Annotated in this window: 30 protein-coding genes and 1 other RNA gene; 12 read left to right on the top strand and 19 right to left on the bottom strand. The window is 73.6% G+C overall.

The window, feature by feature from the left end; genetic code table 11:
• Positions 1 to 27 precede the first annotated feature (27 nt).
• Both FE634_RS13135 and FE634_RS13130 read left to right on the top strand, forming a co-directional pair.
• Positions 28 to 894 (top strand): RluA family pseudouridine synthase, encoded by an 867-nt coding sequence (locus FE634_RS13135; protein ID WP_137292856.1) that lies wholly within the window; start codon positions 28 to 30, stop codon positions 892 to 894.
• Entirely contained in the window at positions 881 to 1345 is a 465-nt protein-coding gene (locus FE634_RS13130; protein WP_212721482.1) for a GNAT family N-acetyltransferase, read from the top strand. The genes FE634_RS13135 and FE634_RS13130 overlap by 14 nt, the downstream gene beginning before the upstream one ends.
• Positions 1346 to 1381: 36 nt before the next feature.
• Here FE634_RS13130 and yaaA read toward each other — a convergent pair whose 3' ends face one another.
• Entirely contained in the window at positions 1382 to 2161 is a 780-nt protein-coding gene (yaaA, locus tag FE634_RS13125; protein WP_138876147.1) for a peroxide stress protein YaaA, read from the bottom strand.
• Positions 2162 to 2212: 51 nt separating this feature from the next.
• On the opposite strand from yaaA, the gene FE634_RS13120 reads away from it, so the two are divergent.
• Positions 2213 to 3670: an RNB domain-containing ribonuclease gene (locus FE634_RS13120; protein ID WP_138876146.1), complete on the top strand. Its 1458-nt coding sequence runs from the start codon at positions 2213 to 2215 to the stop codon at positions 3668 to 3670.
• An 11-nt stretch (positions 3671 to 3681) separates the two neighbouring features.
• On the opposite strand, the gene FE634_RS13115 is transcribed toward FE634_RS13120, so the two are convergent.
• A complete protein-coding gene (locus FE634_RS13115; protein ID WP_262347414.1) occupies positions 3682 to 4260 on the bottom strand; it encodes a sugar O-acetyltransferase in 579 nt (192 codons plus the stop codon).
• 36 nt (positions 4261 to 4296) lie between these two features.
• Here FE634_RS13115 and FE634_RS13110 point away from each other — a divergent pair, with 36 nt between their 5' ends.
• The 5 genes from FE634_RS13110 (at position 4297) to FE634_RS13090 (ending at position 8519) form a co-directional block, all read left to right on the top strand.
• The gene (locus tag FE634_RS13110) at positions 4297 to 4713 is read left to right on the top strand and encodes an NUDIX hydrolase (RefSeq protein ID WP_138876145.1); all 417 of its coding nucleotides are present in this window, start codon (positions 4297 to 4299) and stop codon (positions 4711 to 4713) included.
• A 126-nt stretch (positions 4714 to 4839) separates the two neighbouring features.
• Positions 4840 to 6204, top strand: a complete 1365-nt coding sequence (locus tag FE634_RS13105; RefSeq protein ID WP_138876144.1) for a hemolysin family protein — start codon at positions 4840 to 4842, stop codon at positions 6202 to 6204.
• Positions 6201 to 7235 (top strand): hemolysin family protein, encoded by a 1035-nt coding sequence (locus FE634_RS13100; protein ID WP_138876143.1) that lies wholly within the window; start codon positions 6201 to 6203, stop codon positions 7233 to 7235. The genes FE634_RS13105 and FE634_RS13100 overlap by 4 nt, the downstream gene beginning before the upstream one ends.
• A 100-nt stretch (positions 7236 to 7335) precedes the next feature.
• On the top strand, positions 7336 to 8313 hold the full coding sequence (locus tag FE634_RS13095) for an iron-containing redox enzyme family protein (RefSeq protein WP_148240670.1): 978 nt from the start codon (positions 7336 to 7338) through the stop codon (positions 8311 to 8313).
• Positions 8310 to 8519, top strand: coding sequence for a CDGSH iron-sulfur domain-containing protein (locus FE634_RS13090; RefSeq protein ID WP_246060560.1), 210 nt, complete (start codon positions 8310 to 8312; stop codon positions 8517 to 8519). The genes FE634_RS13095 and FE634_RS13090 overlap by 4 nt, the downstream gene beginning before the upstream one ends.
• A gap of 48 nt (positions 8520 to 8567) precedes the next feature.
• Here FE634_RS13090 and FE634_RS13085 read toward each other — a convergent pair whose 3' ends face one another.
• Complete coding sequence (locus FE634_RS13085) at positions 8568 to 9209, bottom strand: class I SAM-dependent methyltransferase (RefSeq protein ID WP_138876141.1); 642 nt, start codon at positions 9207 to 9209, stop codon at positions 8568 to 8570.
• A gap of 91 nt (positions 9210 to 9300) precedes the next feature.
• Positions 9301 to 9600 carry a helix-turn-helix domain-containing protein gene (locus tag FE634_RS13080; protein WP_137292701.1) on the bottom strand — a complete coding sequence of 100 codons (300 nt, stop codon included), beginning with the start codon at positions 9598 to 9600 and terminating at the stop codon, positions 9301 to 9303.
• Positions 9601 to 9742: 142 nt separating this feature from the next.
• On the opposite strand from FE634_RS13080, the gene FE634_RS13075 reads away from it, so the two are divergent.
• Entirely contained in the window at positions 9743 to 10186 is a 444-nt protein-coding gene (locus FE634_RS13075) for an SRPBCC family protein (RefSeq protein WP_137292700.1), read from the top strand.
• Positions 10187 to 10211: 25 nt separating this feature from the next.
• On the opposite strand, the gene FE634_RS13070 is transcribed toward FE634_RS13075, so the two are convergent.
• The 11 genes from FE634_RS13070 to FE634_RS13020 all read right to left on the bottom strand — a co-directional run bounded on the left by FE634_RS13070 (position 10212) and on the right by FE634_RS13020 (position 21234).
• Entirely contained in the window at positions 10212 to 10853 is a 642-nt protein-coding gene (locus FE634_RS13070; protein ID WP_138876140.1) for a dihydrofolate reductase family protein, read from the bottom strand.
• 100 nt (positions 10854 to 10953) lie between these two features.
• Positions 10954 to 11604, bottom strand: coding sequence for a class F sortase (locus FE634_RS13065; protein ID WP_148240669.1), 651 nt, complete (start codon positions 11602 to 11604; stop codon positions 10954 to 10956).
• A 74-nt stretch (positions 11605 to 11678) separates the two neighbouring features.
• Entirely contained in the window at positions 11679 to 12794 is a 1116-nt protein-coding gene (locus tag FE634_RS13060; protein ID WP_138876138.1) for an ice-binding family protein, read from the bottom strand.
• Between the two features lie 144 nt (positions 12795 to 12938).
• On the bottom strand, positions 12939 to 14165 hold the full coding sequence (locus FE634_RS13055; RefSeq protein ID WP_148240668.1) for an HNH endonuclease signature motif containing protein: 1227 nt from the start codon (positions 14163 to 14165) through the stop codon (positions 12939 to 12941).
• A 175-nt stretch (positions 14166 to 14340) separates the two neighbouring features.
• Positions 14341 to 14705: RNase P RNA component class A (gene rnpB, locus FE634_RS13050), an RNA gene on the bottom strand.
• A gap of 57 nt (positions 14706 to 14762) precedes the next feature.
• The gene (locus tag FE634_RS13045) at positions 14763 to 15107 is read right to left on the bottom strand and encodes a cupin domain-containing protein (RefSeq protein WP_138876137.1); all 345 of its coding nucleotides are present in this window, start codon (positions 15105 to 15107) and stop codon (positions 14763 to 14765) included.
• 93 nt (positions 15108 to 15200) lie between these two features.
• Positions 15201 to 16409, bottom strand: a complete 1209-nt coding sequence (locus FE634_RS13040) for a YibE/F family protein (RefSeq protein ID WP_148240667.1) — start codon at positions 16407 to 16409, stop codon at positions 15201 to 15203.
• Position 16410: 1 nt separating this feature from the next.
• On the bottom strand, positions 16411 to 17256 hold the full coding sequence (locus FE634_RS13035; RefSeq protein WP_222847579.1) for a transglutaminase family protein: 846 nt from the start codon (positions 17254 to 17256) through the stop codon (positions 16411 to 16413).
• 3 nt (positions 17257 to 17259) lie between these two features.
• Positions 17260 to 18201, bottom strand: coding sequence for an alpha-E domain-containing protein (locus FE634_RS13030; protein WP_137292690.1), 942 nt, complete (start codon positions 18199 to 18201; stop codon positions 17260 to 17262).
• Positions 18195 to 19835, bottom strand: a complete 1641-nt coding sequence (locus tag FE634_RS13025) for a circularly permuted type 2 ATP-grasp protein (protein WP_148240666.1) — start codon at positions 19833 to 19835, stop codon at positions 18195 to 18197. Before FE634_RS13025 ends, FE634_RS13030 begins: the two co-directional genes overlap by 7 nt.
• A 46-nt stretch (positions 19836 to 19881) precedes the next feature.
• Entirely contained in the window at positions 19882 to 21234 is a 1353-nt protein-coding gene (locus FE634_RS13020; RefSeq protein ID WP_148240665.1) for a metallophosphoesterase family protein, read from the bottom strand.
• Positions 21235 to 21285: 51 nt separating this feature from the next.
• Between FE634_RS13020 and FE634_RS13015 the strand changes: the two genes are divergently transcribed.
• Positions 21286 to 21483: a hypothetical protein gene (locus FE634_RS13015; RefSeq protein WP_137292687.1), complete on the top strand. Its 198-nt coding sequence runs from the start codon at positions 21286 to 21288 to the stop codon at positions 21481 to 21483.
• A 5-nt stretch (positions 21484 to 21488) separates the two neighbouring features.
• The gene (locus FE634_RS13010; RefSeq protein ID WP_137292686.1) at positions 21489 to 21773 is read left to right on the top strand and encodes a hypothetical protein; all 285 of its coding nucleotides are present in this window, start codon (positions 21489 to 21491) and stop codon (positions 21771 to 21773) included.
• A 13-nt stretch (positions 21774 to 21786) separates the two neighbouring features.
• Here the strand turns inward: FE634_RS13010 and FE634_RS13005 are convergent, their stop codons facing one another.
• A complete protein-coding gene (locus FE634_RS13005) occupies positions 21787 to 22998 on the bottom strand; it encodes a PQQ-dependent sugar dehydrogenase (protein ID WP_138876132.1) in 1212 nt (403 codons plus the stop codon).
• Between the two features lie 180 nt (positions 22999 to 23178).
• Between FE634_RS13005 and FE634_RS13000 the strand changes: the two genes are divergently transcribed.
• Positions 23179 to 23646, top strand: a complete 468-nt coding sequence (locus FE634_RS13000; RefSeq protein WP_170981469.1) for a GreA/GreB family elongation factor — start codon at positions 23179 to 23181, stop codon at positions 23644 to 23646.
• Positions 23647 to 23696: 50 nt separating this feature from the next.
• Here FE634_RS13000 and panB read toward each other — a convergent pair whose 3' ends face one another.
• The 3 genes from panB to FE634_RS12985 form a co-directional block, all read right to left on the bottom strand.
• The gene (gene panB / locus FE634_RS12995; RefSeq protein ID WP_137292683.1) at positions 23697 to 24566 is read right to left on the bottom strand and encodes a 3-methyl-2-oxobutanoate hydroxymethyltransferase; all 870 of its coding nucleotides are present in this window, start codon (positions 24564 to 24566) and stop codon (positions 23697 to 23699) included.
• Between the two features lie 160 nt (positions 24567 to 24726).
• Positions 24727 to 25140 carry a VOC family protein gene (locus FE634_RS12990; RefSeq protein WP_138876130.1) on the bottom strand — a complete coding sequence of 138 codons (414 nt, stop codon included), beginning with the start codon at positions 25138 to 25140 and terminating at the stop codon, positions 24727 to 24729.
• The gene (locus FE634_RS12985; RefSeq protein WP_137292681.1) at positions 25137 to 25682 is read right to left on the bottom strand and encodes a VOC family protein; all 546 of its coding nucleotides are present in this window, start codon (positions 25680 to 25682) and stop codon (positions 25137 to 25139) included. The genes FE634_RS12990 and FE634_RS12985 overlap by 4 nt, the downstream gene beginning before the upstream one ends.
• Between the last annotated feature and the right edge of the window lie 53 nt (positions 25683 to 25735).

Below are 25735 nucleotides of genomic sequence, written 5' to 3'. Positions count from 1 at the left end.
CTCGCGGGGGAGCGCGTCGACTCCGCCATGGCCCAGATGTTCGGGCTCTCGCGCACCCGCGCCGCCGACCTGATCGCGCGCGACCTGGTGCAGCTCGACGGCACCGGGACGGCCAAGAGCGACCGGGTCATGCCGGGCGCCCTGCTCGAGGTGACCATCCCGGTCGAGGTCGACCCGCTGGCGGTGCGCGCCGAGGTCGTCGAGGGCATCGGGATCATCTACGACGACGACGCGATCGTGGTGATCGACAAGCCGGTGGGCGTGGCCGTGCACCCCTCGCCCGGCTGGTCGGGTCCCACCGTGGTGGGCCACCTCGCCGGTGCCGGGTTCCGGATCGCCACGTCGGGCGCCTCCGAGCGCCAGGGCATCGTGCAGCGCCTCGACGTCGGCACCTCCGGCGTGATGGTGATCTGCAAGTCGGAGTACGCCTACTCGGTGCTGAAGAACGCCTTCCGGCACCGCACCGTCGACAAGACTTACCACGCCGTCGTCCAGGGGCACCCCGACCCGCTCGAGGGCACCATCGACGCCCCGATCGCGCGGCACCCCGGCGCCGACTACAAGTTCGCCGTCCTCGACGGCGGCCGGCCGAGCGTCACGCACTACTCGACCCTCGAGGCGCACCGGTTCGCGAGCCTGCTGGAGGTGCACCTCGAGACCGGCCGCACCCACCAGATCCGGGTGCACATGTCGGCCCTGAAGCACCCGTGCGTCGGCGACCTGACCTACGGCGCCGACCCGACCCTCGCGAAGCGGTTCAAGGTCACGCGGCAGTGGCTGCACGCGGTCAAGCTCGGGTTCGAGCACCCCGAGACCGGGTCCTACGTCGAGTTCGAGTCGCCGTACCCCGCCGACCTCGCGGCGTCCCTCGAGACGATCCGTGCCGCCGACTGAGACCGACCTGCTGATCCGCCCGGCCGGCCCGGACGACGCCGCCGCGCTCGCCGAGGTCCACCTGGCCTCGCGCGCCGCGGCCCCGATGCCGCCCGCCGCCCACCCGCCCGACGGCGTCCGTGCCTGGCTCGCCGCCCGGCTCGACAGCGACGACGAGGTCTGGGTCGCCGAGGACGCCGGCGACGTCGTCGCCTACCTGCGGATGACCGCCACCTGGCTCGACGACCTGTACGTCGCGCCCTCCCACGCCGGGCAGGGCGTCGGCTCGGTGCTCCTCGACCTCGCCAAGGCGCGCCGCCCCGACGGATTCTCGCTGTGGGTCTTCGAGTCGAACACCCCGGCGCGGGCCTTCTACCGGCGCCACGGCCTCGTCGAGCGCGAGCACACCGACGGCAGCGAGAACGAGGAGCGCGCCCCCGACCTCCGCATGGCCTGGGAACCGGCAGCCTGAGCCGGGGACGGCTCCCGGTGTGCCGGCTTCCGTGGCTCAGACCTGCCGGACGACCACGTCGAGCTGGGTGCCCCTCGGGGTCGGCTCGCCGACCTCGACGGTCCAACCCAGGTCGGTGAGGACGCCGGCCAGCCGGGCCGGCGTGCGGGGGGCGCGACCGTCCTCGAGGAGGGCCCGGACGATGCGGCCCTTGGTGGCCTTGTTGAAGTGGCTGACGACCGAGCGGGCCCCGTCGACCTCGTGCAGGACGCGGACGGTGGCCACCCGGGCGGCGAGCTCGGCCGGTGGCCGCCAGAACGCGGCGTAGGTGCCGGAGCGCAGGTCGACGAGCAGCCCGGTCCCGAGGCCCTCGAGCACCGCCGGGCCGAGCGCGTCGCGCCAGTGGGCCGCGACGCCGCCGAGGTGGGGGAGCGAGGCGTCGCCGGAGAGCCGGTACGACGGGATCCGGTCGCTCGGGCGCACCACCCCGAACAGCGAGGACGTCACCGCCACCCGCGCTGTCGCGCGGCGCCGGGCCGCGGGCGACAGGGTCGCGAAGCCAAGGGCGTCGTAGAGGACGCCGGTGTAGATGGCGTCGGCCCGCGCGGTCGGGGCCGAGGCCAGGGCCGCGTTGAGCTCCACGAGGTCGAGCCGCGAGCGAGGCACGTCGAGGGTCCTGGCCGCCACCTCGGCGTCGCCCGAGCACAGCTCGACGAGCGCGGCGAGCACCCGCTCCCGGGCCGGCGTCAGCGACGGCGCCGACAGCGCCGCCAGGTCCAGCGGCTTGCCCCGGCGCGGAGCGGCCTTGCCCTCGCTGGGCGGCAGCAGGATCAGCACGCGCCCAGGCTAGGGCCCACGAACCCGGGAGTAGTGACTAGGGTTCGGACCATGCCCAGCAGCCGCGTGGTCCACGTCCGGACCGACGACAGCGCCGTCGTCGCCACGCTCCGCCAGGGGATCGAGAGGATCCGCACGGAGCTCGAGGTGACGGCGGAGTTCCCACCCGAGGTCGAGGAGGCCGCCGCCCGGGCGGCCGCCGCGCCGCGGCTGCCCGACCTCGACCGCACCGAGCTGCCGTTCGTCACGATCGACCCCGCGTCCTCGCAGGACCTCGACCAGGCGGTCCACGTCGAGCGCGACGGCGAGGGGGGCTACGTCGTCCACTACGCGATCGCCGACCTCGCGGCGTTCATCACGCCCGGGGACCCGGTCGACCTCGAGGCGCACCGCCGCGGCCAGACGCTCTACGGCGCCGACTCCAAGGTGCCGCTGCACCCCACCGTCCTCAGCGAGGACGCCGCCTCGCTGCTCCCCGAGCAGGTCCGCCCGGCCCTGCTGTGGACCATCCGGGTCGACGACACCGGCGAGGGCACCGACATCGACGTCGTCCGGGCCCGGGTTCGCTCGACCGCGAAGCTCTCCTACACCGAGGCCCAGGCCGCGATCGACGACGGCACCGCGGTGGAGACGCTCCAGCTGGTCAAGGAGATCGGCGAGAAGCGGCTGGCCCGCGACGCCGCGCGTGGCGGCGTCTCACTCCCGCTCCCGGAGCAGGAGATCGACACCGCCGACGGCGAGGGCGGCGCCTGGCGCCTGGAGTTCCGCACGCTGCTGCCGATCGAGGACTGGAACGCCCAGATCTCCCTGCTCACCGGGTTCGGCGCGGCCTCGCTGATGGTCTACGCCCGCGTCGGCCTGCTCCGCACGCTCCCGCTGCCCGATCCCCGCGACGTCCAGCGGCTGCACCGCACCGCCCGCGCCCTCGGCGTCGACTGGCCGGCCGAGATGCTCTACCCCGACTTCATCCGCTCCCTCGACCCGGGCCGACCCGACCACGCCGCCGTCGTCCTGGCCAGCGCCCGGCTGTTGCGCGGCAGCGGCTACGTCGCCTTCGACGGCGAGGTGCCGGCCGAGCCGCAGCACGCCGCCCTGGTCTCGGAGTACGCCCACGTGACCGCGCCGCTGCGCCGCCTGGCCGACCGCTACGCCGCCGAGGTGTGCGTCGCCCTGTGCGCCGGCGAACCGGTGCCCGCCTGGGTGCTGGCCGCGCTGCCGGCCCTGCCGCAGGAGATGCAGGCGTCGGGACGCCGGGCCAGCAGCTACGAGCGCGCCGTCGTCGACCTCGTGGAGGCCGGGCTGCTCGTGGCCCGGGTCGGCGAGGAGTTCGACGGCGTCGTGGTCGCCGTCGAGGAGAAGGACGAGCGCCGCGGCAAGGTCGTCGTCAGCGCGATCGGCGTCGAGGCGCCGGTCGACGGTGACGGCCCGGTCCCGCTCGGCAAGGACGTCCGGGTTCGCCTCGAGCAGGCCGACGTCGAGACCCGGACGGTCCGCTTCTCGCTCGTGTAGCCGGCTGCTGCTCAGACCTCACGGACCACGCGCGCGGGGTTGCCCACGGCGACCACGCGGGCCGGCAGGTCGCGGGTGACGACCGAGCCGGCGCCCACGACGGTGTCGGCGCCGATCGTGACGCCCGGGCAGACGACGACACCACCGCCGAGCCACACGTTGTCGCCGATCGTGATCGGCTTCGCGGCCTCCCACTTGTCGCGGCGGGGCTCCGGCTCGACCGGGTGCGTCGGCGTCAGCAGCTGCACGTGCGGCCCGATCTGGACGTCGTCGCCGATGGTGATCGGGGCGACGTCGAGCGCGACGAGGCCGTAGTTGGCGAAGCAGCGCGCGCCGAGGGTGATGTTGGTCCCGTAGTCGACGAGGAACGGGGGCCGGACCTCGGTACCGTCACCGACCGAGCCGAGCAGCCGCTCGAGCAGCTCGCGGCGCAGCGGGGCCTGGCGCGACGTCGTCGCGTTGTAGGCGTCGGCGAGGTCGCGCGCGACCAGGCTCAGCTCGGCCAGCTCGGGGTCGTCGGCGAGGTACTGGTCGCCGGCCAGCATCCGCTCGCGCATGGTCCGGCCGTCGGGCTCGTAGGGGGAGGTCACGATCCTCAGCCTAGGGACCGGATCTAGGGTTCGGCCATGAGCCGGCCCACCTTCGTCGTCGCCGCCGTATGCCTGCGCGACGACGCCGGCCGGCTGCTCACCGTCCGCAAGCGCGGGACCCGGTCGTTCATGCTGCCCGGCGGCAAGATCGAGCCCGGCGAGACGCCGGCCGAGGCCGGGCTCCGGGAGGTCCGCGAGGAGGTCGGCGTCGACCTCGCGGGCGTCGTCCTGCTCGGGCACTTCCTCGCCGACGCCGCCAACGAGCCCGGCCACCTGGTCGACTCGACCGTCTTCACCGCCGACCTCCCCGGCGTCCCGGCCGCGGCCGGCGAGATCGCCGAGCTGCGGTGGGTCGACCCCGCCGACCCCGGCGACGTCGGCGACGTCCGGCTCGCGCCGCTGCTGCGCGACCACGTGCTCCCGGCGCTGGGTGTGGGGTCGGCACGCGGCTGACCGGCCGCCTTGAGGGCCTCGATAGCCTGTCCCGACCATGGATGACACCCCTCGAAGTCCGAGCCCTCCTGACGACCGCGCCCCGAGCCCGTGGGGCGGCACCGAGGACGTCAGGAGGTGGTGGGCATGAACGAGTGGGTCATGCTGGGCATCGGTCTGCTGCTCACCGTCGGGACGGGGATCTTCGTCGCCTCGGAGTTCGCGCTGGTCAACCTCGACCGGCACGACCTCGAGAAGCGCCGCGACGCCGGTGAGAAGCGGCTCGGTCCGACGATCGGCGCGCTGCGGATCACCTCGACGCACCTCTCGAGCGCGCAGCTGGGCATCACGCTGACGACGCTGCTCACCGGCTACACCTTCGAGCCGGCCGTGTCCTCGCTGTTGCGCGAGCCGCTGACCGGCGCCGGCGTCCCCGAGGGCGCCGTGCCGGGTGTGGGCGCCGTGGTCGGCGTGCTGCTCGCGACCCTGTTCTCGATGGTCGTCGGCGAGCTGGTCCCCAAGAACTTCGCGCTCGCCGTGCCGCTGGCCACGGCCAAGCTGGTCGTGCCGCTGCAGGTGGCTTTCACCACGGTCCTCAAGCCGGTGATCGTGCTGCTCAACAACACCGCCAACGGGCTCATCCGCGCGATGGGCATCGAGCCCAAGGAGGAGCTGACCGGCGCCCGCACCGCCGACGAGCTCACCTACCTGATCCGGCACTCCGCGTCGCAGGGGCTGCTCGAGAAGGACGACGCCACCCTGCTCGACCGGAGCCTGCGGATCGCCGAGCGCGACGCCTCCGACGTGATGACGCCGCGCACCCAGATGACCTCGGTCGGCCTCGGCGCGACCGCCGCGCAGGTGATCGCCGCCGCGGCCGCGAGCGGGCACTCGCGCCTGCCGGTGACGCACGGCGGCCCCGACGACATCGTCGGCGTCGTGCACGTCAAGCAGGCCTTCGCCGTCGCGCTGAAGGCCCGTGACACCACCCCGGCCGCCGACCTGATGGTCGAGCCCGTCCGTGTGCCCGAGAGCCTCGGCGCGCTCGCGCTCCTCGAGCGGCTCCGCGGCGAGGGCCTGCAGCTGGCCGTCGTCACCGACGAGTACGGCGGCACGGCCGGCGTCGTCACCGTCGAGGACCTCGTCGAGGAGCTGATCGGCGAGCTCGAGGACGAGCACGACCGGTACCACTCGATGCTGACGCGTCGCGGTCGGTCGGTGACCTTCGACGCCACCTGGCGACCCGACGAGCTGGCCGCCCGTGCCGGCGTCCACGTGCCCGAGGACGACGACTGGGACACCGTCGGCGGCTTCCTGGCCGCGCGCCTGGAGCGGATCCCCGAGCCCGGCGACGAGGTCGAGGTCGACGGCGGGCTGCTCCGCGTCGAGCGCGCCGACGAGCAACGCGTCACCCGCATCCTGTTCGTCCCGGCCGACCCCGACGGCGACCTCGCCGGCCACCCCGGCGGTCCCGCCCCGGCGGCCGTCCCCACCACGGAGGAGGCCCGATGAGCGAGTACCTGCCCGGCCTGGTCTGGCTCGTCGTCCTGCTGGCCGGCAACGCGTTCTTCGTCGGCGCCGAGTTCGCCGTGATCTCCGCGCGCCGCTCCCAGATCGAGCCGCGCGCCGCCGAGGGCAGCAAGGCCGCCCGGACCACCTTGTGGGCGATGGAGCACGCCACGCTGATGCTGGCCACCAGCCAGCTCGGCATCACCGTCTGCTCGCTGCTGATCCTCAACGTCTCCGAGCCGGCCATCCACCACCTGCTCGAGTACCCCCTCGGCCTCTCGTCGCTGTCCGCGGACGCCGTGAGCGTCATCGCCTTCGTCGTGGCGCTGCTGCTGGTGACCTACCTGCACGTCGTGCTCGGCGAGATGGTGCCGAAGAACCTCGCGTTCTCGGTGCCCGACCGCGCCGCGCTGCTGCTGGCGCCCGCGCTCGTGCTGGTCTCGCGGGTCGTGCGGCCCGTGATCTCGGTGCTCAACGGCATCGCCAACCTGGTGCTGCGCTCCTTCGGCGTCCAGCCGAAGGACGAGGCCACCAGCAGCTTCACGCTCGAGGAGGTCGCCGGCATCGTCGAGCAGTCGCACCGGGAGGGCACCCTCGCGGCGGAGGGGCCGCTCGCGGGCGCGTTCGAGTTCACCGACAAGTCGGCCGGCGACATCGAGGTGCCGCTGGCCGACCTCGTCCTGCTGCCCCCGTCGGCGACCCCGGCCGACGTCCAGCGGGCCGTCGTCGAGCACGGCTACTCCCGCTACGTCGTCGCCGACGAGGCCGGCGAGCCGGTCGGCTACGTGCACATGAAGGACGTCATGGAGATCGGCGCGGCCGAGTTCGACCTGCCGGTACCGCCCAAGCGGCTGCGCCGGCTGATCTCGATCTCCCGCGACGCCGAGCTGGAGGACGCGCTGGCGCGGATGCGGCAGCACGGCTCGCACGTGGCCCGCTCGGTCGACGCCGACGGGGTCACCCGCGGGCTCCTCTTCCTCGAGGACGCCGTCGAGGTGCTGGTCGGGGAGATCCACGACGCCACGGCGGCCTGACGGCGCCGACCCGGTCGTCGGGGCCCTCGGGCCGGCGGGTCGTGCGGCCGTCACCCGCCGGGGGGCGGTCGCGCGACGCCGGGCCGGGGAGAATGGAGTCATGCGACTTCCGACCTCCCGCGGCCCGCTCAGCGACGTCGTGGCCGGCCTCCTGAAGCGCCCGGTCACGACCCAGACGGTGGACTTCCCCGTCCCGGACGAGACCCGCCCCGACGACGAGGCGATCACCCTGTGGATGCTGCACGAGCTGCACTACCGGGGCTTCGACGACGTCGACGAGGCGTGGGAGTGGGCGCCCGTGCTGATGCCGTTGCGACACCGCCTCGAGCGGAACCTCGAGCTGTCCCTGCGCCGGCGCTTCGCCGCCGGCCGTCCCCTGCGCCGCGGCCCCGCCGCCGACGGCGCGTCCGACGTCGTGGCCGACATCGAGGCCGTGATCACGGCGTCCGAGGGCCGGTCCCTGGCCCGGCACGTGCAGCGGCACGCCTCGCGCGAGGAGACCCTGCACCTGCTCCGGCAGCGCTCGATCTACCACCTCAAGGAGGCGGACCCCACGACCTGGGTGGTGCCGCGGCTCGAGGCCACGACCAAGGCCGCGCTCGTGCAGGTGCAGTACGACGAGTACGGCGTCGGCGACCCCGCCCGCCTGCACCACGAGCTGTTCGCCCGGGGGCTGGCCGCCTCGGGTCTCGACCGCGACTACGGCGCCTACATCGACGAGACCCTGCTGCCGGTCCTGGAGCAGAACAACGCGCTGAGCCTCTTCGGCCTCCACCGCCGCCTGCGCGGCGCCGCGCTCGGGCACCTCGCCGTGTTCGAGGCGACCAGCTCGGTGCCCTCGCGCCAGCTGGCCCAGGGCCTGGCCCGGCTGGAGTTCCCCGACGCGATGGTCGAGTACTACGACGAGCACGTCGAGGCCGACGCCGTCCACGAGCAGCTGGTGCTGCACGACGTCTGCGCGGCCCTGGTCGCCGCCGAGCCCGACCAGCACGACGAGGTGCTGTTCGGCGCGTGGTCCTGCCTCGACCTGGAGGCCCGCACGGCCGAGGCGCTGCTCGACGACTGGGAGGTCGCGTGAGCGGCCGCGAGCGCCCCGCACCGCGGGTCCGGATGTGCGCCGGGGGACCGATGCTGGTGCACGGCCCGATCAGCATCGAGAGCGAGGACGGCGTCGTCCACGAGAGCACCCGCCCGGTCAGCGCCGTGTGCCGTTGCGGCGCCACGAGCCGGGCGCCGTGGTGCGACGGCACGCACCGGCTGCTGCCGGAGAAGTCGCGGCCCTGACGTGGCCCCGGCCCCGGTCTGACCGGAGCCCGGGCTGACGTCGTCGGGTCAGGGGTGCAGGAGGCGCACCACGACGCCGCCACTCGTGCCGATCCCGGCACCGGCGTGGCGTCGTCCCTGCTCCTGCCACCCGGCCTCGGCCGCGGTCGCGGCGACCTGGTCGACCTGGTCGTCGTCCCCGAGTTGGAGCAGCAGGCTCCCGCCGGGCTCGAGGTGGCCCTGGCACGCGCGGACGCAGGCGTGGGCCACGTCCAGGCCGCCCGGGCCGCCGTCGATGGCGAGGATCGGGTCGTCGGGGAAGCGGGTCACCTCGGTGGTGACCACCCACGGCGGGTCGGCGATCGCCAGGGCGAACACCTCGTCGTCGGCCAGGCTGGTCTCCAGGGAGCCCTCGCGGACCTCGACCCGGTGGCCGAGGTCGGCGCCGTCGGCGTTCAGGCGGGTGAAGTAGCAGGCGACGGGGTCGAGGTCGACACAGACGATCGAACGGCCCGACAGCGAGGCGGCGGCCAGACCGATGTGGCCGGCACCGCTGCACAGCTCGACGAGGGGCCCGTCGGGCGCGGCCTCGAGCAGCTCGGCGGCCCAGCGCGACTGCAGCTCGGTCCACGGGCGCGGCTCCAGGACGCGGCGGTCGTGCTCGATCGTGAGGCCGGCGAAGCGCAGGGAGTGACGCTCGATCATGTCCATCCGAGAACTCTGCTCGTCGCGGAGCCGTCGCGCACTCCTCCGCAGGGGTGCCTGGTCACAGACACCCCTGCGGAGGAGTGCGAGCGACGTGTCAGGCGCTGAGCGGGGCCGGGTCGTCGAGCTCGTCGAGGAAGCCACGGCGGACGCCCCAGACGACGGCCTGGGTGCGCGTCTCGACGCCCATCCGGCGGTAGGCCGAGCGGATGTAGGTCTTCACCGAGTTGATGCTGAGGTACAGGGTGTCGGCGATCTCCTGGTTGCTCATCCCGGCCACGATGAGGCGCACCATGTCGCGCTCGCGGGGGGAGAGGTCGTCGGCGCTGACGGCGGCGGCCAGGCGGGTGACGTGGGCGTCGGGGGCGGGGTCGAAGGTTTCGAGCTGGGACGTCATGGGGATCTCTCCTGTGTCGTGCGGGGGTTGACCAGTGCCTCCCCGCGGCCCGTGCACCCCTAACCACCCGTGCGGGTGATCGCCGGTGCCCTCTGCCCGGCGGGTGAGCCGGGCGGACGACGGTGCTCCCTAGCGTGGCGGCATGACGACCGTGACCCGCACCTTCACCGTGGACCCCGCCCCGGCGGTGGTCATCGACTACCTCAAGGACTTCACGAACGCCACCGAGTGGGACCCCGGCACCGAGTCGTGCGTCCGCACCGACGGCTCCGGGCCGGTCGGCGTCGGCGCCCGGTTCCACAACGTCTCCAAGATCGCCGGGATGTCCACCGAGCTCGACTACGAGCTGCGGACCCTGACCCACGACACCGTCGTCCTGGTCGGCAAGAACGAGACCGCCACCTCCACCGACACGATCACCGTCGTGCCGGGACCGGACGGCGCCGGCAGCGAGATCACCTACGAGGCCACCATCGAGATGCACGGCGCCGCCAAGCTGGCGAGCCCCGTCGTCAAGCTCGTCTTCGAGAAGGTGGGCAACGACACCGAGGACCAGATGAGCGAGGCGCTCAACCGGCTCGGCTGATCCCGGCCGGGTGGCCGGTGCGCGGTCAGCGCCAGTACAGGTGGTGCACCGTGCCGTCCGGGCGCGGGACGACGTCGTGGTGGTAGCGGTCGTCGAGCTCGTCGGGGGACTCCCACAGCCGGGAGCCGACGCCGAGCTCGACCGGTGCGACGGCGACGTGCAGGGTGTCGACCAGGCCGGCGTCCAGGAACTGCCGCACGGTGTCGGCCCCACCGCCGAGCCGGACGTCCTTGCCGTCGGCGGCCGCGAGGGCCCGCTCCAGGACCTCGGCCGGGCTGCCGCCGACGAAGTGGAAGGTCGTGTCCGACAGCGTGAACGACGGCCGCTCGTGGTGGGTCATCACGAGGACCGGGGTGTGGAAGGGCGGCTCGGCGCCCCACCAGCCCTGCCACTCGTGGTCGGTCCAGGGGCCGCGGTGGGGACCGAACTTGTTGCGCCCCATGATCTCGGCGCCGATGTTGCGGTGGAACTCGCGAACCAGGTAGTCCTCCAGGCCGCGGCTGCCGCCGGGGTCGGTCCGGTTCGGCCAGCTCGCCGTCGCGCCCGCCCAGCTCATCATCCGCATCGGGTCGGCGTGGCCGAAGGGGCGCTCGAGGCTCTGCCCCTCGCCGGCGGCGTACCCGTCGCTGGACACGGCGAAGTTGTGGACGCGGACCTGCTGGGTCATCGGTGCTCCTCGTGGCGGTGCGGCGGCCGTCGTTGGCCGCACCAGCATGGACCGTCCGCCGGTGCCGGACTCATCGGCCCGGCCGGGGACGCGCCCGCCGTCACGGCGAGGCGGTGCCCGTGAGCTCGGCGAAGACGACGACGTTGTCCTCGTAGGCGCCGGTCTCCGCGTCGAGGCCGCCGCAGGTGATCAGGCGCAGCCCGGCGTGGTCGATGTCGCCGTAGACGGTGTCGGTCGGGAAGGCGCTCTTGGCGTAGTCCTCGGTGCGCGTGACGGTGAAGGACGCCGTGCTCCCGTCCGCGCGGAGCACCTCCACCTCGTCGCCCGCGTCGAGCTCGCCGAGGCGCTCGAAGACCCCGGGCGTCTCGTCGTAGTGCACGTGGCCGGCGAGGATGGCCGGTCCGAGCTCGCCGGGAGTGGGGGAGCCGTCGTACCAGCCGGCCGGGAACGCCCCAGGAGGCACCTCGAGCGTCCCGTCCGGCAGGAGGCCGAGGTCCATGACCTCGACGTCGACGTCGATGGTCGGGATGAGCAGGCGCTCGGGGTGGGACTGCGGCAGCAGGGCGGGCACGACCGGGCGGTCGGCTGCCTTCCCGTCAGCCTTCGCGCCGGCGGGTCGCGTCGGTGCGGGACGCGACTGGGCCGCGGCCGTCGTCGACGTCGCGTCCGACGACGTCAGCGCCGACGTGCGCGCGTCCGGTCCCGCCCCGGACGTCGGACCCGTCGCGATGAGGAACGTCGTCGCCGTCACGACCGCGGCCGTGGCTCCCGCCGCCAGTGCTGCCGCGACGAAGCCCGACCGACGGCGTGCCCGTCGGTGCTGGGTCACCAGGACCGGCGACGCCGGAGGACGGCCGTCCCGGCCAGTGCGAGCGCGCCCGCGAGTGCGGTCGTGAGCACGAGGGTCGCCGGCTGTCCGCCGGCAGCGTCCGCGGCCTCGCCCGTGGGGACGCCACCGGACGGCGGGTTGGCGATCTGGCCGCCACCGTCTCCGCCACTGCTGTCTCCGCCGCCGTTTCCGCCGTTGTCTCCGCCGCCGTTTCCGCCGTTGTCTCCGCCGCCGTCGCCACCGTTGTCGCCGCCGTCGCTACCACCGTCGCCACCGTTGTCGCCGCCGTCGCTACCACCGTCGCCACCGCCGTCGGAGCCGCCGTCGCCACCGCCGTCGGTGCCGCCGTCGCCACCACCGTCGGTGTCGTCGTCGTCGCACTGCGGCGAGGTGATCACGTTCGTGTCGAGCGTGACGGCCCCGATGCGTGCCAGCGCGCGTCCTCGGAGCCGGGCACCGGTCTGCATGGTGATGCTCTGGTCGGCCATGATCGTGCCGACGAAGCGGGTCGTGGTGCCGATGGTGGCCGAGCTGCCCACCTGCCAGAAGACGTTGCACGCGTCGGCGCCCCGCACGAGCACGATCGAGCTGCCGGAGCCGGCGGTGAGCGTGGAGCCGGCCTGGAAGACCCACACCGAGTCGGGGTCGTTCTGGCCGTCGAGGGTGAGGGCGCCGTTCAGGGCCATGGCGGCCGGACGTCGGTAGATGCCACCGACGAGGGTCTCGCCGGCCAGCTCGCTGTCGGCGGCGATCCTCGGCGTCTGTCCGGCGGCGTTGTTGTAGGCCGTCGTCAGGTCGGACTTGGCGGTCCGGGCGCGCTGGTCGCCGGCGTGGGTCGTGCCGCCGACGACGAGCGAGCCGGCCCCGGTGATGTCGGTACCCGGGAAGAGGCCGATGCTGCGGTTGACCGTCGAGGGGCCGGTGTTGGTGATCGTGGAGCCGGCGAGGACCGAGAACTCCTTGGCCACGCCCAGCGGGACGACGGTGGGCTCGGCGTGGGCGACACCGGCAGCCGGCGCCAGGACGAGCCAGCCTGCGACTCCGAGAGCCAGCGAGGCGCCGAGACGACGGCGGAACGGGGGGAGGGCGAGGGGCATGGGTGCTCCGGTCACGAGGTCGAACGTGGACCGCCGAGCCGGCGGCCGACGTTCCGGACACGTGACAAAGCAGAGTGTTGACACATTGTACCTCCGCCCCCGCGGCCGAGGACCCGAACGGGATTTTCGGGTCGCGGACCGACCGATCCCTGGGAGCGGTTACGTCCGCAACGGGTGGGTGTCTCCGGTGGCGTGGGTCTGGTGGTGGTGGAAGGGGCAGAGGAGGACGGCGTCGTGGGTGTTGGTGGTGCCGCCCTGGGACCAGGGCGTCGTGTGGTGGGTGTGGCAGTAGGCGGCGGGTGTGGTGCAGGTCGGGTGTTGGCAGTGCTGCTGCTCGAGGGTGATCGCGAGGCGTTGGGCCGGGGTGTGGAACCGCCGCCTCCGGCCCAGGTCGAGGACGTGGCCGGCGCCGTCGAGGACGGCGGGGATGATCCCTGCTTCGCAGGCCATCCGGCGGGCCTGGTCGGGTGCGAGCGCGAGACCGGTGTCGAGGTGGGCCGCTGCGAGCCCACCGTTGAGCGTGTCGAGGGTCATCGTCACGACCACGGTGGCGTTGACCCCGCCCATGGCGGGCAGCTGGTCGGCGGGGTAGCGCTCGACGTACTCGCCAAACGCGAGCCCCAGCTTCTCCGGCGTCGGTCGCTCGTGGTCGTAGGTCCCGGCGCCGTGCTCGGCGCGCACGTGCTTGGGAGCCGCGATCGCGGTGAGTGCCTTGCGCAGCATCGAGGCCTGCGCCGACGGCAGGGTGAACCGGCCGTGGGCGAGACCCTCGCCGTCGTCCCACATCGCGAAGCGAGCCTTCTTCCGCGCCCTCGCCTCCTCGGCCTCCAGCAGGCGCGCCTCGTGCTCGTCGGCCTTGTCGGGGTCCAGGGTCTCCAGGATCCGCCGGCCGAGGGTCTTGAGGTCGTGCGCGTCGTGGTGCGCCGCCTCGTCGAGCAGGTGCGCCTCGGCCTTCTCGCGCCACGAGAAGTGTTCGCCGTCGAGGTCCCCGACCGCAGCGGCAATGACCTTGGCCTGCTCGCCGTGCACCCGTCCCTCGGCCATCGCCACCCGCAAGGATTCGTGAGCGGCCAGATCCCCGGCCAGGCGAGCCTTCCGCGACGCCTCCGCGCCCGTGACGCGGGTGGTCCGCGCGAGCCACACCGCGAGCGACCGCGCCCCGATCGAAGCCGGCAGGTCCAGCACCCCGGCGTGCCCGACCACCCGGGCCTCGAGCTCCTGCACCCCGGCCACGAGCCCGGCCAGCCGCGGCACCAGGTCGGCCGTCGTCGCAGGGTCCAGCGACCAGGTCGGGGCGTCCACCAGGGCCGCGAGCTCGGTCTCGAGCAGCGCGACGAACCGGGCGACGGGGTGCCCGTCGCGGCGGTCGCCGGGGTGCTTGCTCATGGCCTGATTCTAGGCGCCACCACCGACAATCGACAGTGTGTTCGATTCACCTGTGGAGAACGAAGCATCCGCCCGACTCCTGGGTGGTCACTCCTGCACGGAAAACGCGCCTCAACCGTCGTTTGCGGTCACCGAGCGGTCGCTGGCCTGCGCGTCGCAGGTCACAGCACGTGTGCGAACGGGCCGGCCTGTAGGCCGGGTTCTGTCCTCGGCGAGCCGAGGGGCGACCATCCATCTACGACCGCCGTTGCCGACGGCCTCCAGCGATCTACCCGCGCACTCGGGCGAGCAGCCCTCGGACGTGCGCTGTCTGATCTTGCTCCGGACGGGGTTTGCCGAGCCACGCCGGTCACCCGGCGTGCTGGTGGTCTCTTGCTCCACCGTTTCACCCTTACCTCCCTCGGTTGCCCTCGGGAGGCGGTCTGTTCTCTGTGGCACTGTCCCGCGGGTTGCCCCGGGTGGGTGTTACCCACCGCCCTGCTCTGCGGAGCCCGGACCTTCCTCGGTGGGTCTCCCCAACGCGGTCGCCCGGCCGGCCCGTTCGCTCGAGCAGGATAGCGGTACGCCGCCGCCCGGACGTGGTCGTCGGCCGCTGCGTCAGTCGGTCGGCCCGACCCGCGCCGGACGTCGGGGACCGTGACCGGCGGGCTCCTTGAGCTCCACGAACATGACGTGGGTGTCGGTGTCGCCGGTGTTGTGGCCGCTGTGCTCCTGGGCGTCGAGCCACCGCGCCGTGCCGGCCGGGAGCTCGACGTCGAGCTCGGAGTCGTCGGCCCGCAACGTCCGGCGGAAGGACGACAGCGTGATCATCACGCTGTCGGGGTGCCGGTGGGTCGTCGTCTGCTGGCCCGGGTGGTCGGTGTACTCGAGGACCCGCACCCGCTCGTTCTCGAGGACGACGCGGTAGTGCTGCGGGAGCGACTCGACCGGGTCCGGCGACATGGTCGGACGCTACGCCGACCGGTCGCCGGCCGACCGCCCGTGGCCCAGGATCCCCAGGACGGGGGAGCCCGGACCGGGCCGGCGGCGTCGGGCTCAGTGGTCCGGGTCGCGGCCCGGTGGCAGCGTGGCCACCGCGATGGCCGTGGTGAGCGGCACGGCGAGCACGAGCGCGATGCTGGTGGCGAGGGTGCGGACGACCTCCTGGCCGATCTCCTCGGTGGCGAGCAGGTCGAGGAACGGGCTCTGGTAGAGCCGCAGCACGAGCAGCACCGTCAGGGCGGTGCCCGCATAGGCGAAGACGATCGTGTAGATCGTCGAGGCGATGTGGTCGCGGCCGATCCGCATGCCGCTGGCGAAGACCCGCGCGCGCGACATCGCCGGCGCCGCGGCCCGGATCTCCCACACCGCGGAGGCCTGGGTGATCGTGACGTCGTTGAGCACGCCGAGCCCCGCGATGATGATGGCGCAGGCGAACAGGCCCGGGAAGGTCAGGTCGCCGGCGAAGGTGCTCAGCACCCGCGACCCGTCGTCGGAGACGCCGGTCAGCCGGGTGCTGCTGACCGCGAACGAGCCGAGCAGCGCCGTCAGTCCGATGCCGGCCAGGGTGCCGCCGAGCGCGGCGCTGGTACGCAGCGACCACCCGTGGGTGGTGTAGAGGACGACGAACATGATGGCCGCCGACCCGATCATGCCGACCAGCACCGGCGACTCGCCCGACAGCAGCGCGGGCAGCAGGAACACCCCGATCACCCCCGCGCTGAACACCAGACCGAGGAGCGCCATCAGCCCGCGCAGCCGGGCCACCGCGAGCACGACGACCACGAAGACGAGCAGCAGCAGCGCCACCGGCTGCGTCCGGACGGTGCCGAAGTAGTTGAGGGTCGCCCCGCCGTCGGGGGCGTCGGCGCGCGGCGGCGTCCGGATCAGCTTGACCGAGTCGCCCACCTGCAGGTCGCTCTCGAGGACGTCGGGCGGCACGCCGCGCGCGGTGGTCTCGGTGCCGGCGTCCTCGCCCTCGCTGACGCGGACGCGGATCGTGCCGCACCCCTCGGCCTGCTGGTTGTCGGGGCACGGCTCCTCGACCTCCAGCACCTCCGCCGCGGGGAAGGTGACGCCGGGCGCGGCGAACTGCACGTCCTGCGAGAGGTCGTCGACCTTCTCGCCGTCGGGCCAGAGCCACACCACGCCGACCACGGTCACCAGGAAGGCGAGGGCCAGCGAGGCGAGCAGCACCGTCTTCGGGCCGCGCTGGACCTCGACCGCGTCGTCGTGCCCCGCCCGGTGGGCGTGTGAGCCACCCACGTCAGGCGAGACGGGTGACGTCGACGGCCACCGTCATCCGGGGGGTCGCGGCGCCCGAGTAGATCCCGCTGATCGGCCGGACGTCGGCGTAGTCGCGCCCGTGGGCCAGCGAGACGTAGCGGTCGTCGGGCTCCGTGTCGTGGCAGGGGTCGAAGGCGCGCCAGCCGTCGTCCCACCACTCGACCCAGGCGTGGGAGGAGCCCGACACGGTCGCCCCGACGACGGGGGCGGCGTCGGGGTGCACGTAGCCCGAGACGTAGCGCGCGGGGATGCCCACCGACCGCAGCCCGCCGACGACGAGGTGCACCATGTCCTGGCAGACGCCGGCGCGCTGCTGCCAGGCGGCCGCCGCGGGCGCCCGGACGTCGGTCGAGCCGGCCGCGAACTCGACCTCGTCGTGCACCAGGGCGCACAGGTCGCGCGCGGCCTCGCCGGGGAGCTCGTGGTCGGCGGCGACCTGCCGGGCGCGCTGGGCGAAGTCGGCCGGCGGGGCGACGAGGTCGGGCAGCGTCAGGAACTCGGTCCAGCGGTCGGCGACCTCGCGGGCGCCGAGCGCCTCCCAGGTGCTCGAGGGCGGTGGTGCGGCGGGTCGGTTGGTCTGCACCGTCGAGGTCGCCCGCACCGTCATCGCCTCGTGCGGGTCGACGACCTCGAACGCCGTCACCGCCGCGCCGAAGTAGTCGCGGTACTCGTAGGTCCACGGCTTCGGCGAGACCTCGAGGCGGTGGTGGACGACGATCTGCTCGGGCGTGGTGACCGGCGTCAGCCGCGCCTGGTTGTAGGACGCGACCGAGCGGCCGTCGTACTCGAACGTCGTGGTGTGCGTGATCCGCAGCTGCATCGACATGGGTCAGGCCCCTCCCATCCCGTGCCAGGCGAGCGCCTCGGCGCCCGCGAAGAACCGGCGGGTGACCGCCTCGGTGGCCAGGGCGCAGGTGCGCTGCAGCCGCTCCATCTCGGTCGGGAGGTCGGCGACGACGTCGGAGAGCGAACGGTACTCGAGCTCGGCCCGGGTGCGCCCGAGCAGCCGCTGCGCCTCGTTCTGGAACCCGGCCCGCTGGCCCGAGGAGCCGGAGGCCTCCAGGTTGTCGAGGCACTGCTCGGCGCGGTTGAGCGAGAACACCACCGACCGCGGGAACAGCCGGTCGAGCAGCAGGAACTCCGCCGCCGCCCGCTCGGTCGAGAGCCCGCGGTAGGTGCGCAGGAAGGCCTCGTAGGCGCCGCACGCGCGCAGCGTGCTCGTCCACTGGTCGCTGGTGCCGCTGGTGACCGACGCCGTCGCGACCAGGCGCGAGGTCATGTCGGCGCGCTCGATGCACCGGCCGAGCATGAGGAACTGCCAGCCCTCGTCGCGCGTCATCGTCGCGTCGGCGGTGCCGTTGATCAGCGCCGCGCGCTCGCGCACCCACTGGAAGACGTGCGGGGTGCGCCGGGCGCCGAACTGCCCGGAGAGGATGTCGCGGTAGGTGGTGTTGATCGCCTCCCACAGCGGCACCGACAGCGTCTCGCGGGCCCGCCGGGCGCTCTCCCGGGCGGCCGCGATGGCCGCCGCGATCGAGACCGGCGAGGCGAGGTCGTAGGCGAGCGTGCTGAGCACGTGGGAGAGGTCGACGTGGTCGGGGGCGTCCTCGACGCCCATGATCGACAGCAGCCCGTGGCAGGTCTCGTCGACGTCGAGGGTGGCGTCCTCGATGAGCAGGGAGGTCTGCACGTCGAGGATCCGCGCGGTGTCCTCGGCGCGCTCGACGTAGCGACCGATCCAGAACATCGACTCCGCGATCCGGCTCAGCACCGCGGGCTCCTCGTGGTCGGGCCGGCCTGCTGCTGCTGCTCGGTCTGCTCCTGCAGGGCGGTGAGGGCGGGTCCCGGTGTCTCCGGCTGCGTCGCCGGGGGCGGGGGAGGCGACGGCGGCTCGGTGGCCTCCCGCACCTCGGGCACCTCGGCGACGGCGTCGCCCTCCCCGACCTCGTCGGCCAGGTCGGCGACCGCGACCCGGGGGCCGGCCAGCACCCACGTGTCCTTGGAGCCGCCGCCGCGCGAGGAGTTCACGATGAGCTCGCCCCGCGCGAGCGCGACGCGGGTCAGCCCGCCCGGCAGCACCCACACCCGGTTGCCGTCGTTGACGGCGAACGGGCGCAGGTCGACGTGCCGGGGCCCGAGCTCGCCGTCGACGAACGTCGGCACCGTCGACAGCTGCACGACGGGCTGGGCGATCCAGTCGCGCGGGGCGGCGAGGATCTTGGTGCGCAGCTCGTCGAGCTCGGCGCGGCTGGCGCGCGGGCCGATGACGATGCCCTTGCCACCCGAGCCGTCGACCGGCTTGAGGACGAGCTCGTCGAGCCGGTCGAGCACCTCCTCGCGGGCCTCGGCGTCGCCGACCCGCCACGTGTCGACGTTCTTGAGCACCGGCTCCTCCGACAGGTAGTAGCGGATGATGTCGGGCAGGTAGGTGTAGACGAGCTTGTCGTCGGCGACGCCGTTGCCGACGGCGTTGGCGAGGGTCACGTTGCCGGCGCGCGCGGCGTCGACCATGCCCGGGCAGCCCAGGGTGGAGTCGGCGCGGAAGTGCATCGGGTCGAGGAACTCGTCGTCGATGCGCCGGTAGATGACGTGCACCGGCGCCAGGCCCTGCGTGGTGCGCATCATCACGCGCCCGCGGCGGCACTCCAGGTCGCGGCCCTCGACGAGCTCGACGCCCATCGTGCGAGCCAGCAGCGCGTGCTCGAAGTAGGCGCCGTTGTAGACGCCGGGGGTGAGCACGACGACGTTCGGGTCGGTGACGCCGGCGGGTGCGGCGGCGCGGAGGGCCGCGAGCAGCCGTTGCGGGTAGGCCGCGACCGGCCGGATCCGGTGCTGGGCGATGGTCTCGGGCAGCGCCGAGCTGATCGCGCGCCGGTTGGTCATCACGTAGGACACCCCCGAGGGGACCCGCACGTTGTCCTCGAGCACGCGGAACTCGCCGGCGTTGTCGCGGATCAGGTCGATGCCCGAGACGTGCACGCGGACGCCGTTCGGGGGCCGCACCCCGGCCGAGGCGCGGTGGTAGTGGCTGGAGGTGGTGATCACGCGGCGGGGGATCACCCCGTCGTCGAAGACGGTGCCGGCGTCGTAGACGTCGGCGAGGAACATCTCGAGCGCGCGCACCCGCTGCTGGACGCCGGCGTCGATCTGCGACCAGGTGTCCTGCTCGATGACGCGCGGCAGGATGTCGAGCGGGAACGCCCGCTCCTCGCCACCGATGTCGAAGGTGACGCCCTGGGCCAGGTAGCCGGCCTGCAGCGCCTCGACCCGGCTGACCAGCTCGGGCGTGGTCAGGGTCGCCAGCGACTCGCGCAGCCGCAGGTACGGCGAGCGCAGCTCGTCGCCGTCGAACATCTCGTCGTAGGCCTGGCCGTTGCCCCCGTAGCCCTCGAACATCGCGTTCATGGCGACGACCCTAGTGGGCGTGGATCGCCCCCAGGTGACGCGCAGGTCACGGCTGGGCGGGCAGGTCCGGGTTCAGTCCGAGCTCGCCGGAGGAGGTGACGGTGCCGTCGTCGTGCAGCACGAGCGTGCCGGTGAGCACCTCCGGCGCGTAGGAGACGGCGCCCGGCGGCCGCTTGCTCGAGGTGGCCCACAGCCGGTTCCGGGTGCTGTAGGTGTTGTCGAACCAGTGGCTCTCGAGCTCGACCCGGTCGGGGTAGACCCGGCCCACGACGTAGGCGGTGCCGCGGAAGGCGAACAGCCCGCCGTGGGAGACCTGGACCGTGCCGCGGACCTGGCGCGCGGTCTGCGCGTGCACCTCGCCGGCGAGGTAGAGGTCGACCTTGCCGGAGCCGTCCATCGCCCGCCAGAACGGGCTCCTGGCGCCGTCCTCGACCATCAGCCGCGACGAGCCGGAGAACCGCACCGGGCCCAGCGCGGGCGTGTGGCCCTGGACGATCACGGTCGCCTCGGCCGGCGCGGCGTCGAGCACGCCGCGGAACCAGGCGAGGTGGCGGCCGTCGACCCGGGCCGAGACGCCGTTGTCGTCGGAGCCGTGCCGGAAGACGTCGACGGTGACGAGCAGGACGCCGTCGGGGCCGGGAGGGGTGAGCCAGGTGGCGTAGGAGGTGTCCTCGTACGGCGTGCCGACCGGCCGGTCGGGGAAGCGGTGGCCGCCGCTCGCGGTCGTGGTGAAGTTGCGCGCCCACACGTCCTTGTAGGTGTCCACGGCGCGCGCCTTGAAGCCCCCGCGCCGCCACGGGTTGTCGCCGATCTCGTGGTCGCCGACGGCCGCGTAGAGGCTGGACGGCGCGATGCCGACGTCGCGGAAGTACTGCCGGTAGCGGCCGTAGTAGAAGTCGCCGGCGCGGGTGACCGCCCGGAGCTTCTGCGACTCGGTGCGGGTCGGGCCGAAGTAGCCGGTGCGGTCGGCGTCCTGGCCCCAGTGCCCCTCGACGAGGTCGCCGGCGACGAGGTAGGCGTCGGCGTCGTAGGAGGCGAGGGTGCCGAAGACCCGGTCGACGGCGCGGGCGTAGGAGGGGTTCCACGAGTTCCGGCCGTCCCGGACCCGGATCCCGGCGGTGCGGAGGTCGCCGATGTCGGCGTTGAACATGTCCGGCGACGACACGAACGTGAACATCGGGTCGGCGGGGTCGACCGGCAGCGGCTCGACCGGGCTCGAGGGCGGGCCGGAGGTCGGCGGGTCCGCGACCGCGGGGCGCTGCGGCCGGACACCGCGGTCGGGCGCTGCGCGGTCGTCGGAGCCGGTCAGCGTCAGCCCCGCCACCACGGTGGCGGCGAGCGCGAGGGCCGCGACCGCGGCGAGGAGTGGGCCGCGGCGCCGGCGCTCGAGAAGTCCCATGGTCGACCGATCCTAGCCCCGGCCCGGGCCCGTGACGTGTACTTTCGGCGCATGGCCGATGACGCTCCGGAGTTCTGGTACTGCCTCAAGCACAGCACGGTCGAGGGCCGCGACGGCTGCCCCAACAAGGACCGGCTCGGGCCCTACGCCAGCGCGGCCGAGGCGTCGCGCGCGATCGAGACGGCCCACGAGAAGAGCGAGGCCTGGGACCGCGACCCGGCCTGGAACGACGACGAGCTCGAGGACTGACGCCGGTGCGCCGGCGCCGGGTCGCGGCGCCGCCCCGGGCCACCGACTTCTGGCCGTTCGGCGGGATGATCCTGATGGCCGCGACGCTGTTCCTGTACGGCGCCAGCGGGCTGGTCGCGCCGTGGTGGGCCGTCGTGGTGCTGCTCGTGCTCTGGCTCGCGCTGTTCGTGCTGGCCTGCTCGTGGTGGTCGAGCCACCCGCGCCGGATCACGGTCCTGGCGCTGGGCGCGCTGGCCCTCTGGTTCGCGAGCCTGGTCGCCGGGGCGAGCCTGCTCGGCTGGTCGGCCTGAGCCGCGCCCGGCGTCAGCGGGGGCGGACCAGGAGCACCCGGTCGCGGCCGTCGCCGTTGTCGGTGGTGACGAGCAGGTTGCCGTTGGCGAGCAGGACGGGGGAGCGCAGCCGGCCCCAGCGCCCGTCGAGCGCGGCCGGCGTGCTGACCCGGGGGTTCGACCCGTCGGCGTCGAAGCGGATGAACAGCAGCTCCTGGTCCTTGAGGACGCCGACCGCGAGCGCCCCGTTGAGGCTGCCCCACCGCTTGCCCCGGACGAAGGTGGCCCCGGAGGTCGCGACCGTCGTCGGACCCGAGCTCCAGCGCGCCTCCTGCTGGGTGCCGGGGAGGCCCTGGTCGGTCATCGGCACCGACTCGTCGTAGCCGGGCACCGGGTTCCAGCCGTAGTCGCCGCCGGGGACCAGCAGGTTCACCTCGTCGTCGCGGGAGGAGCCCTGCTCGGCGGACCAGAGGGTGCCGTCGCGGCGCTCCGCGAGACCCTGCACGTTGCGGTGGCCGTAGGTGAACACGTAGCGGCGGTTGCGGCTCTCGGCGCCGGCGTACGGGTTCTGCGGCCACGGCCGGCCGGTGAACCGGTTGAGGCGCAGCGTCTTGCCGCCCAGGGAGTCGAGGTCGCGCGGGTTGGTGCCGACGGCCGCGTCGCCGGTGCCCACGAGCAGGGCGCCGTCGGACGTGGCGAGCAGCCGGCAGCCGCCGTGCCGCCCGGAGGTGGTGGGCAGGCCGGTGACGAGGGGGCGGACGAGCCGGGCCCGGGTCTCGCGGCGGTTGAGCTTCCAGGCGTTGACGCGGATGTCGTGCCCGCCGCCGGTGCGCCAGCCGCTGCACGTGTAGAAGCGGCGGTTCTTCGCGAACCGCGGGTCGACCTCGAGGCCCATCAGCCCGGTCTCGCCCGACGTCCAGATCCGTGCCGAGGGGAAGCGCACCGTGCGCTTGCGACCGGCCGCGGTGCTCAGCGTCAGCCGTGCCCGCTCGCGCTCGGTCACCAGCAGCGAGCCGCTCGGCAGCCGGCGGACGTCCCACGGGTGGTCGAGGCCGCCGACGCGGGTGGTCACGCGCAGCGACGGCGCGCGGGCCGCGGCCGGCGCGGTGACGGCCGGCGCGGTGACGGCCGGCGCCTCGACCGCTGCCGGTGCGGAGGGTGCCGTGGCCCCGCCGGCGCCGGCCGGGAGGGCCGCGAGGAGGGGGGCGGCGAGGGCGAGGAGGGCGGTCGCGACGACGGGACGCATGAGGTCACCGTAACCGTCCGGATCCCGCCGTCCGGGTCGATTCCGGGCCGCCGGTGGGTCCCCGCAAAGATGGTGGGTAAGAAAGTGCTGAAGACGGGCATGAGAAGCCCTGCGGGTGGGTTGAACAGCAGACCGCAGGCCATACCATCGCAGACCACCTCCCGTGAAGGATCGATCCCCATGACGCCGAGCGCTTCCACCGCCCCCACCGCCTCGTCGAGCGCCGCGCTCGCCGTCCTGCACGAGCGGCTCACCGCCCTCCAGGCCGAGCGCGACCAGGCCCAGGCCGAGACCCGTGCCGAGGCCGTCGGCGACATCGTCGACCGTGCCACCAACGTCGAGGCCAGCATCCGGCTGTCGCTGCTCGACGAGCGGATCGCCGCCCTCGAGCTCGACATCGCCGAGGTCGAGGCCGCCGAGCACGTCGACGGCGTCGTCTCGCTCGGCGACACCGTCGTGCTCGACCTCGGCGACGGCCCCGAGTCGTTCGTCGTCGGCTCCGTCGAGCAGGCGGTCGCGGGCATCGAGACGGTCACGCCCAGCAGCCCGCTCGGCCAGGCCATCCTCGGCACCGCCGTCGGCAGCACCGTCTCCTACGCCCCGCGCAAGGGCCTGTCGTTGTCCGCGACCATCGTCTCCACCAGCTGACGGCACCGAACCCGCGCTGACCCGTCGCTGATCAGCGACGGGTCAGCGGGTCAGAAGGTGTGCTCGGGCCCGGGGAAGGTGCCGGCCTTGACGTCGGCGTCGTAGTCGCGCGCGGCCTGCAGCAGCACGGCGTGGACGTCGGCGTACTGCTTCACGAACCGGGCCATCCGGCCCTGGCGCAGGCCGAAGGCGTCCTGCCAGACGAGGACCTGCCCGTCGCACCCGGCGCCGGCGCCGATCCCGATGGTGGGGATGCGGAGCCGGCGGGTGATCTCGCCGGCGATGTCGCCGGGCACCATCTCCATCACGACGGCGAAGGCGCCGGCCTCCTGGACCGCGAGCGCGTCGGCGAGGACCCGCGCACCGGTCTCGCCGCGGCCCTGGACGCGGTAGCCGCCGAGCGTGTGCTCGGACTGCGGGGTGAAGCCGATGTGGGCCATCACGGGGATGCCGCCCTGCGTCAGCCTCTCGATCTGTGGGGCCATCTCCACGCCGCCCTCGAGCTTGACGGCGTGGGCGCCGGCCTCCTTCATGAACCGGACGGCGGTCAGGTAGGCCTGCTCGGCGGAGGCCTGGTAGCTGCCGAACGGCAGGTCGCCGACCACGAGGGCCCGGCGCACCGAGCGCGACACGGCGCGGGTGAGCGGCAGCAGCTCCTCGACGGTCACCGGGAGGGAGGTCTCGTTGCCGTAGACGTTGTTGCTCGCGCTGTCGCCGACCAGCAGCACCTCGATGCCGGCCTCGTCGAACGTGGCGGCGGCGTACTGCTCGTAGGCGGTGAGCATGGAGAAGCGCTCGCCGCGCTCCTTCATCTCGCGCAGGTGGTGGGTGCGGACCCGCTTCGTGGGGGCGGCCGCGGACGCCGTCGCGGGGCCGGTGCCGTACGGCGCGGTCTCCTCGGGCTGGGAGGGCGTGCTCATCGTGTCTCCGATCGTCGTCTCGCGGCTCCTCGGGTGGAGTCCACGGACCGGTCCCAGGCTAGGCCGCACGCCTGCTCGAGCCCACCGTCGCGCCCTGTGGCGGTCGTCACCGCCGACCCGTCGCTGATCAGCGACGGGTCAGCGGTGGGTCGGCGGTGGGTCAGCGGCCGGGGGGGGAGTTGAACATCCACTGCACGCCGAACCGGTCGGTGACCTGGCCGAAGTGGTCGCCCCAGGGCGCCTCCTCGAACGGCAGGTCGACCGAGCCGCCCTCGGCGAGCGCCTCGAACCAGCCGCGGATGGTCTCGAGGTCGTCGCCGCTGATCGACACCGTGCCGTTGGTGACCTGGCCCGGCATGGTGCTGGGGGCGTCGGAGCCCATCAGCACGACGGTGTCGTTCGTGGTGAGCTGGGAGTGCATGACCTGGCCCTGCTCGGCCTCGGGCACGCCCCCGCCCCCGAACTGGGCGTAGGTGTTGACGTCGAGGACGCCGCCGAGGACGGACTGGTAGAACGTCATCGCCTCCTCGGCCTGGCCGCGGAACATGAGGTACGGGTTCAGTCGGGTGCTCATCGGTTCTCCTGGTCGCTGGTGCTGGGGTGCTGGGGCGGGTGCTGCGTGGGGTGGGGCGTCGGGGGTCCGGCGGCGTCGGCCGCCGCCTCGAGGTCGGCCACGACGATCCGGGTCATCGCGAGCATCGCCTGCGTCGCGGCGCCCGCGCGGGCCGGGTCGGGGTCGGAGACCAGCTCGTACAGCCGCGCCGGCACGACCTGCCACGACAGCCCGAAGCGGTCCTTGAGCCAGCCGCAGACCGACTCCCGCCCGCCGTCGGCGAGGGAGTGCCAGTAGTAGTCGACCTCCGACTGGTCCCGGCAGGTGATGGTGAAGGAGACCGCCTCGGTGAAGTGGGCGTGCTCCGGACCGCCGTTGATGCCCTGGAACCGGGTGCCGTCGATCGTGAACTCTCCGGCCATCACCCGTCCGGGCTCGCCGGGCGTCGTCGCGGGGTAGCGCGAGAGCCTGCCGATCGACGAGCGGGGGAAGATCGCGGTGTAGAACCGCGCCGCCTCCTCGAGCCGGTCGTCGAACCAGAGGCACGGACTGATGCTGGTCATGGCCGGACTGACCGCCGTCCGGTCGGGAACTCATCGCCCTCCCTAGACTCCAC

Origin of the sequence: Nocardioides sp. S-1144 (assembly GCF_005954645.2) — a bacterium.
Lineage (GTDB): Bacteria > Actinomycetota > Actinomycetes > Propionibacteriales > Nocardioidaceae > Nocardioides > Nocardioides dongxiaopingii.
The sequence above is the reverse complement of the archived record's forward strand: the minus strand, read 5'-3'. Positions and strand labels throughout refer to the sequence as shown.

What these genes read in the sequence shown, in the direction of transcription:
- FE634_RS13095 (WP_148240670.1), top strand. Translation starts at nt 7,336, where the DNA reads ATGCGACTTCCGACCTCCCGCGGCCCGCTCAGCGACGTCGTGGCCGGC.
- FE634_RS13015 (WP_137292687.1), top strand. Translation starts at nt 21,286, where the DNA reads ATGGCCGATGACGCTCCGGAGTTCTGGTACTGCCTCAAGCACAGCACG.
- FE634_RS12985 (WP_137292681.1), bottom strand. Translation starts at nt 25,682, where the DNA reads ATGACCAGCATCAGTCCGTGCCTCTGGTTCGACGACCGGCTCGAGGAG.
- FE634_RS13045 (WP_138876137.1), bottom strand. Translation starts at nt 15,107, where the DNA reads ATGTCGCCGGACCCGGTCGAGTCGCTCCCGCAGCACTACCGCGTCGTC.
- FE634_RS13005 (WP_138876132.1), bottom strand. Translation starts at nt 22,998, where the DNA reads ATGCGTCCCGTCGTCGCGACCGCCCTCCTCGCCCTCGCCGCCCCCCTC.
- FE634_RS13080 (WP_137292701.1), bottom strand. Translation starts at nt 9,600, where the DNA reads ATGACGTCCCAGCTCGAAACCTTCGACCCCGCCCCCGACGCCCACGTC.
- FE634_RS12990 (WP_138876130.1), bottom strand. Translation starts at nt 25,140, where the DNA reads ATGAGCACCCGACTGAACCCGTACCTCATGTTCCGCGGCCAGGCCGAG.
- FE634_RS13055 (WP_148240668.1), bottom strand. Translation starts at nt 14,165, where the DNA reads ATGAGCAAGCACCCCGGCGACCGCCGCGACGGGCACCCCGTCGCCCGG.
- panB (WP_137292683.1), bottom strand. Translation starts at nt 24,566, where the DNA reads ATGAGCACGCCCTCCCAGCCCGAGGAGACCGCGCCGTACGGCACCGGC.
- FE634_RS13075 (WP_137292700.1), top strand. Translation starts at nt 9,743, where the DNA reads ATGACGACCGTGACCCGCACCTTCACCGTGGACCCCGCCCCGGCGGTG.
- FE634_RS13035 (WP_222847579.1), bottom strand. Translation starts at nt 17,256, where the DNA reads ATGTCGATGCAGCTGCGGATCACGCACACCACGACGTTCGAGTACGAC.
- FE634_RS13020 (WP_148240665.1), bottom strand. Translation starts at nt 21,234, where the DNA reads ATGGGACTTCTCGAGCGCCGGCGCCGCGGCCCACTCCTCGCCGCGGTC.
- FE634_RS13025 (WP_148240666.1), bottom strand. Translation starts at nt 19,835, where the DNA reads ATGAACGCGATGTTCGAGGGCTACGGGGGCAACGGCCAGGCCTACGAC.
- FE634_RS13000 (WP_170981469.1), top strand. Translation starts at nt 23,179, where the DNA reads ATGACGCCGAGCGCTTCCACCGCCCCCACCGCCTCGTCGAGCGCCGCG.
- FE634_RS13070 (WP_138876140.1), bottom strand. Translation starts at nt 10,853, where the DNA reads ATGACCCAGCAGGTCCGCGTCCACAACTTCGCCGTGTCCAGCGACGGG.
- FE634_RS13100 (WP_138876143.1), top strand. Translation starts at nt 6,201, where the DNA reads ATGAGCGAGTACCTGCCCGGCCTGGTCTGGCTCGTCGTCCTGCTGGCC.
- FE634_RS13110 (WP_138876145.1), top strand. Translation starts at nt 4,297, where the DNA reads ATGAGCCGGCCCACCTTCGTCGTCGCCGCCGTATGCCTGCGCGACGAC.
- FE634_RS13135 (WP_137292856.1), top strand. Translation starts at nt 28, where the DNA reads ATGGCCCAGATGTTCGGGCTCTCGCGCACCCGCGCCGCCGACCTGATC.
- FE634_RS13105 (WP_138876144.1), top strand. Translation starts at nt 4,840, where the DNA reads ATGAACGAGTGGGTCATGCTGGGCATCGGTCTGCTGCTCACCGTCGGG.
- FE634_RS13120 (WP_138876146.1), top strand. Translation starts at nt 2,213, where the DNA reads ATGCCCAGCAGCCGCGTGGTCCACGTCCGGACCGACGACAGCGCCGTC.
- FE634_RS13085 (WP_138876141.1), bottom strand. Translation starts at nt 9,209, where the DNA reads ATGGACATGATCGAGCGTCACTCCCTGCGCTTCGCCGGCCTCACGATC.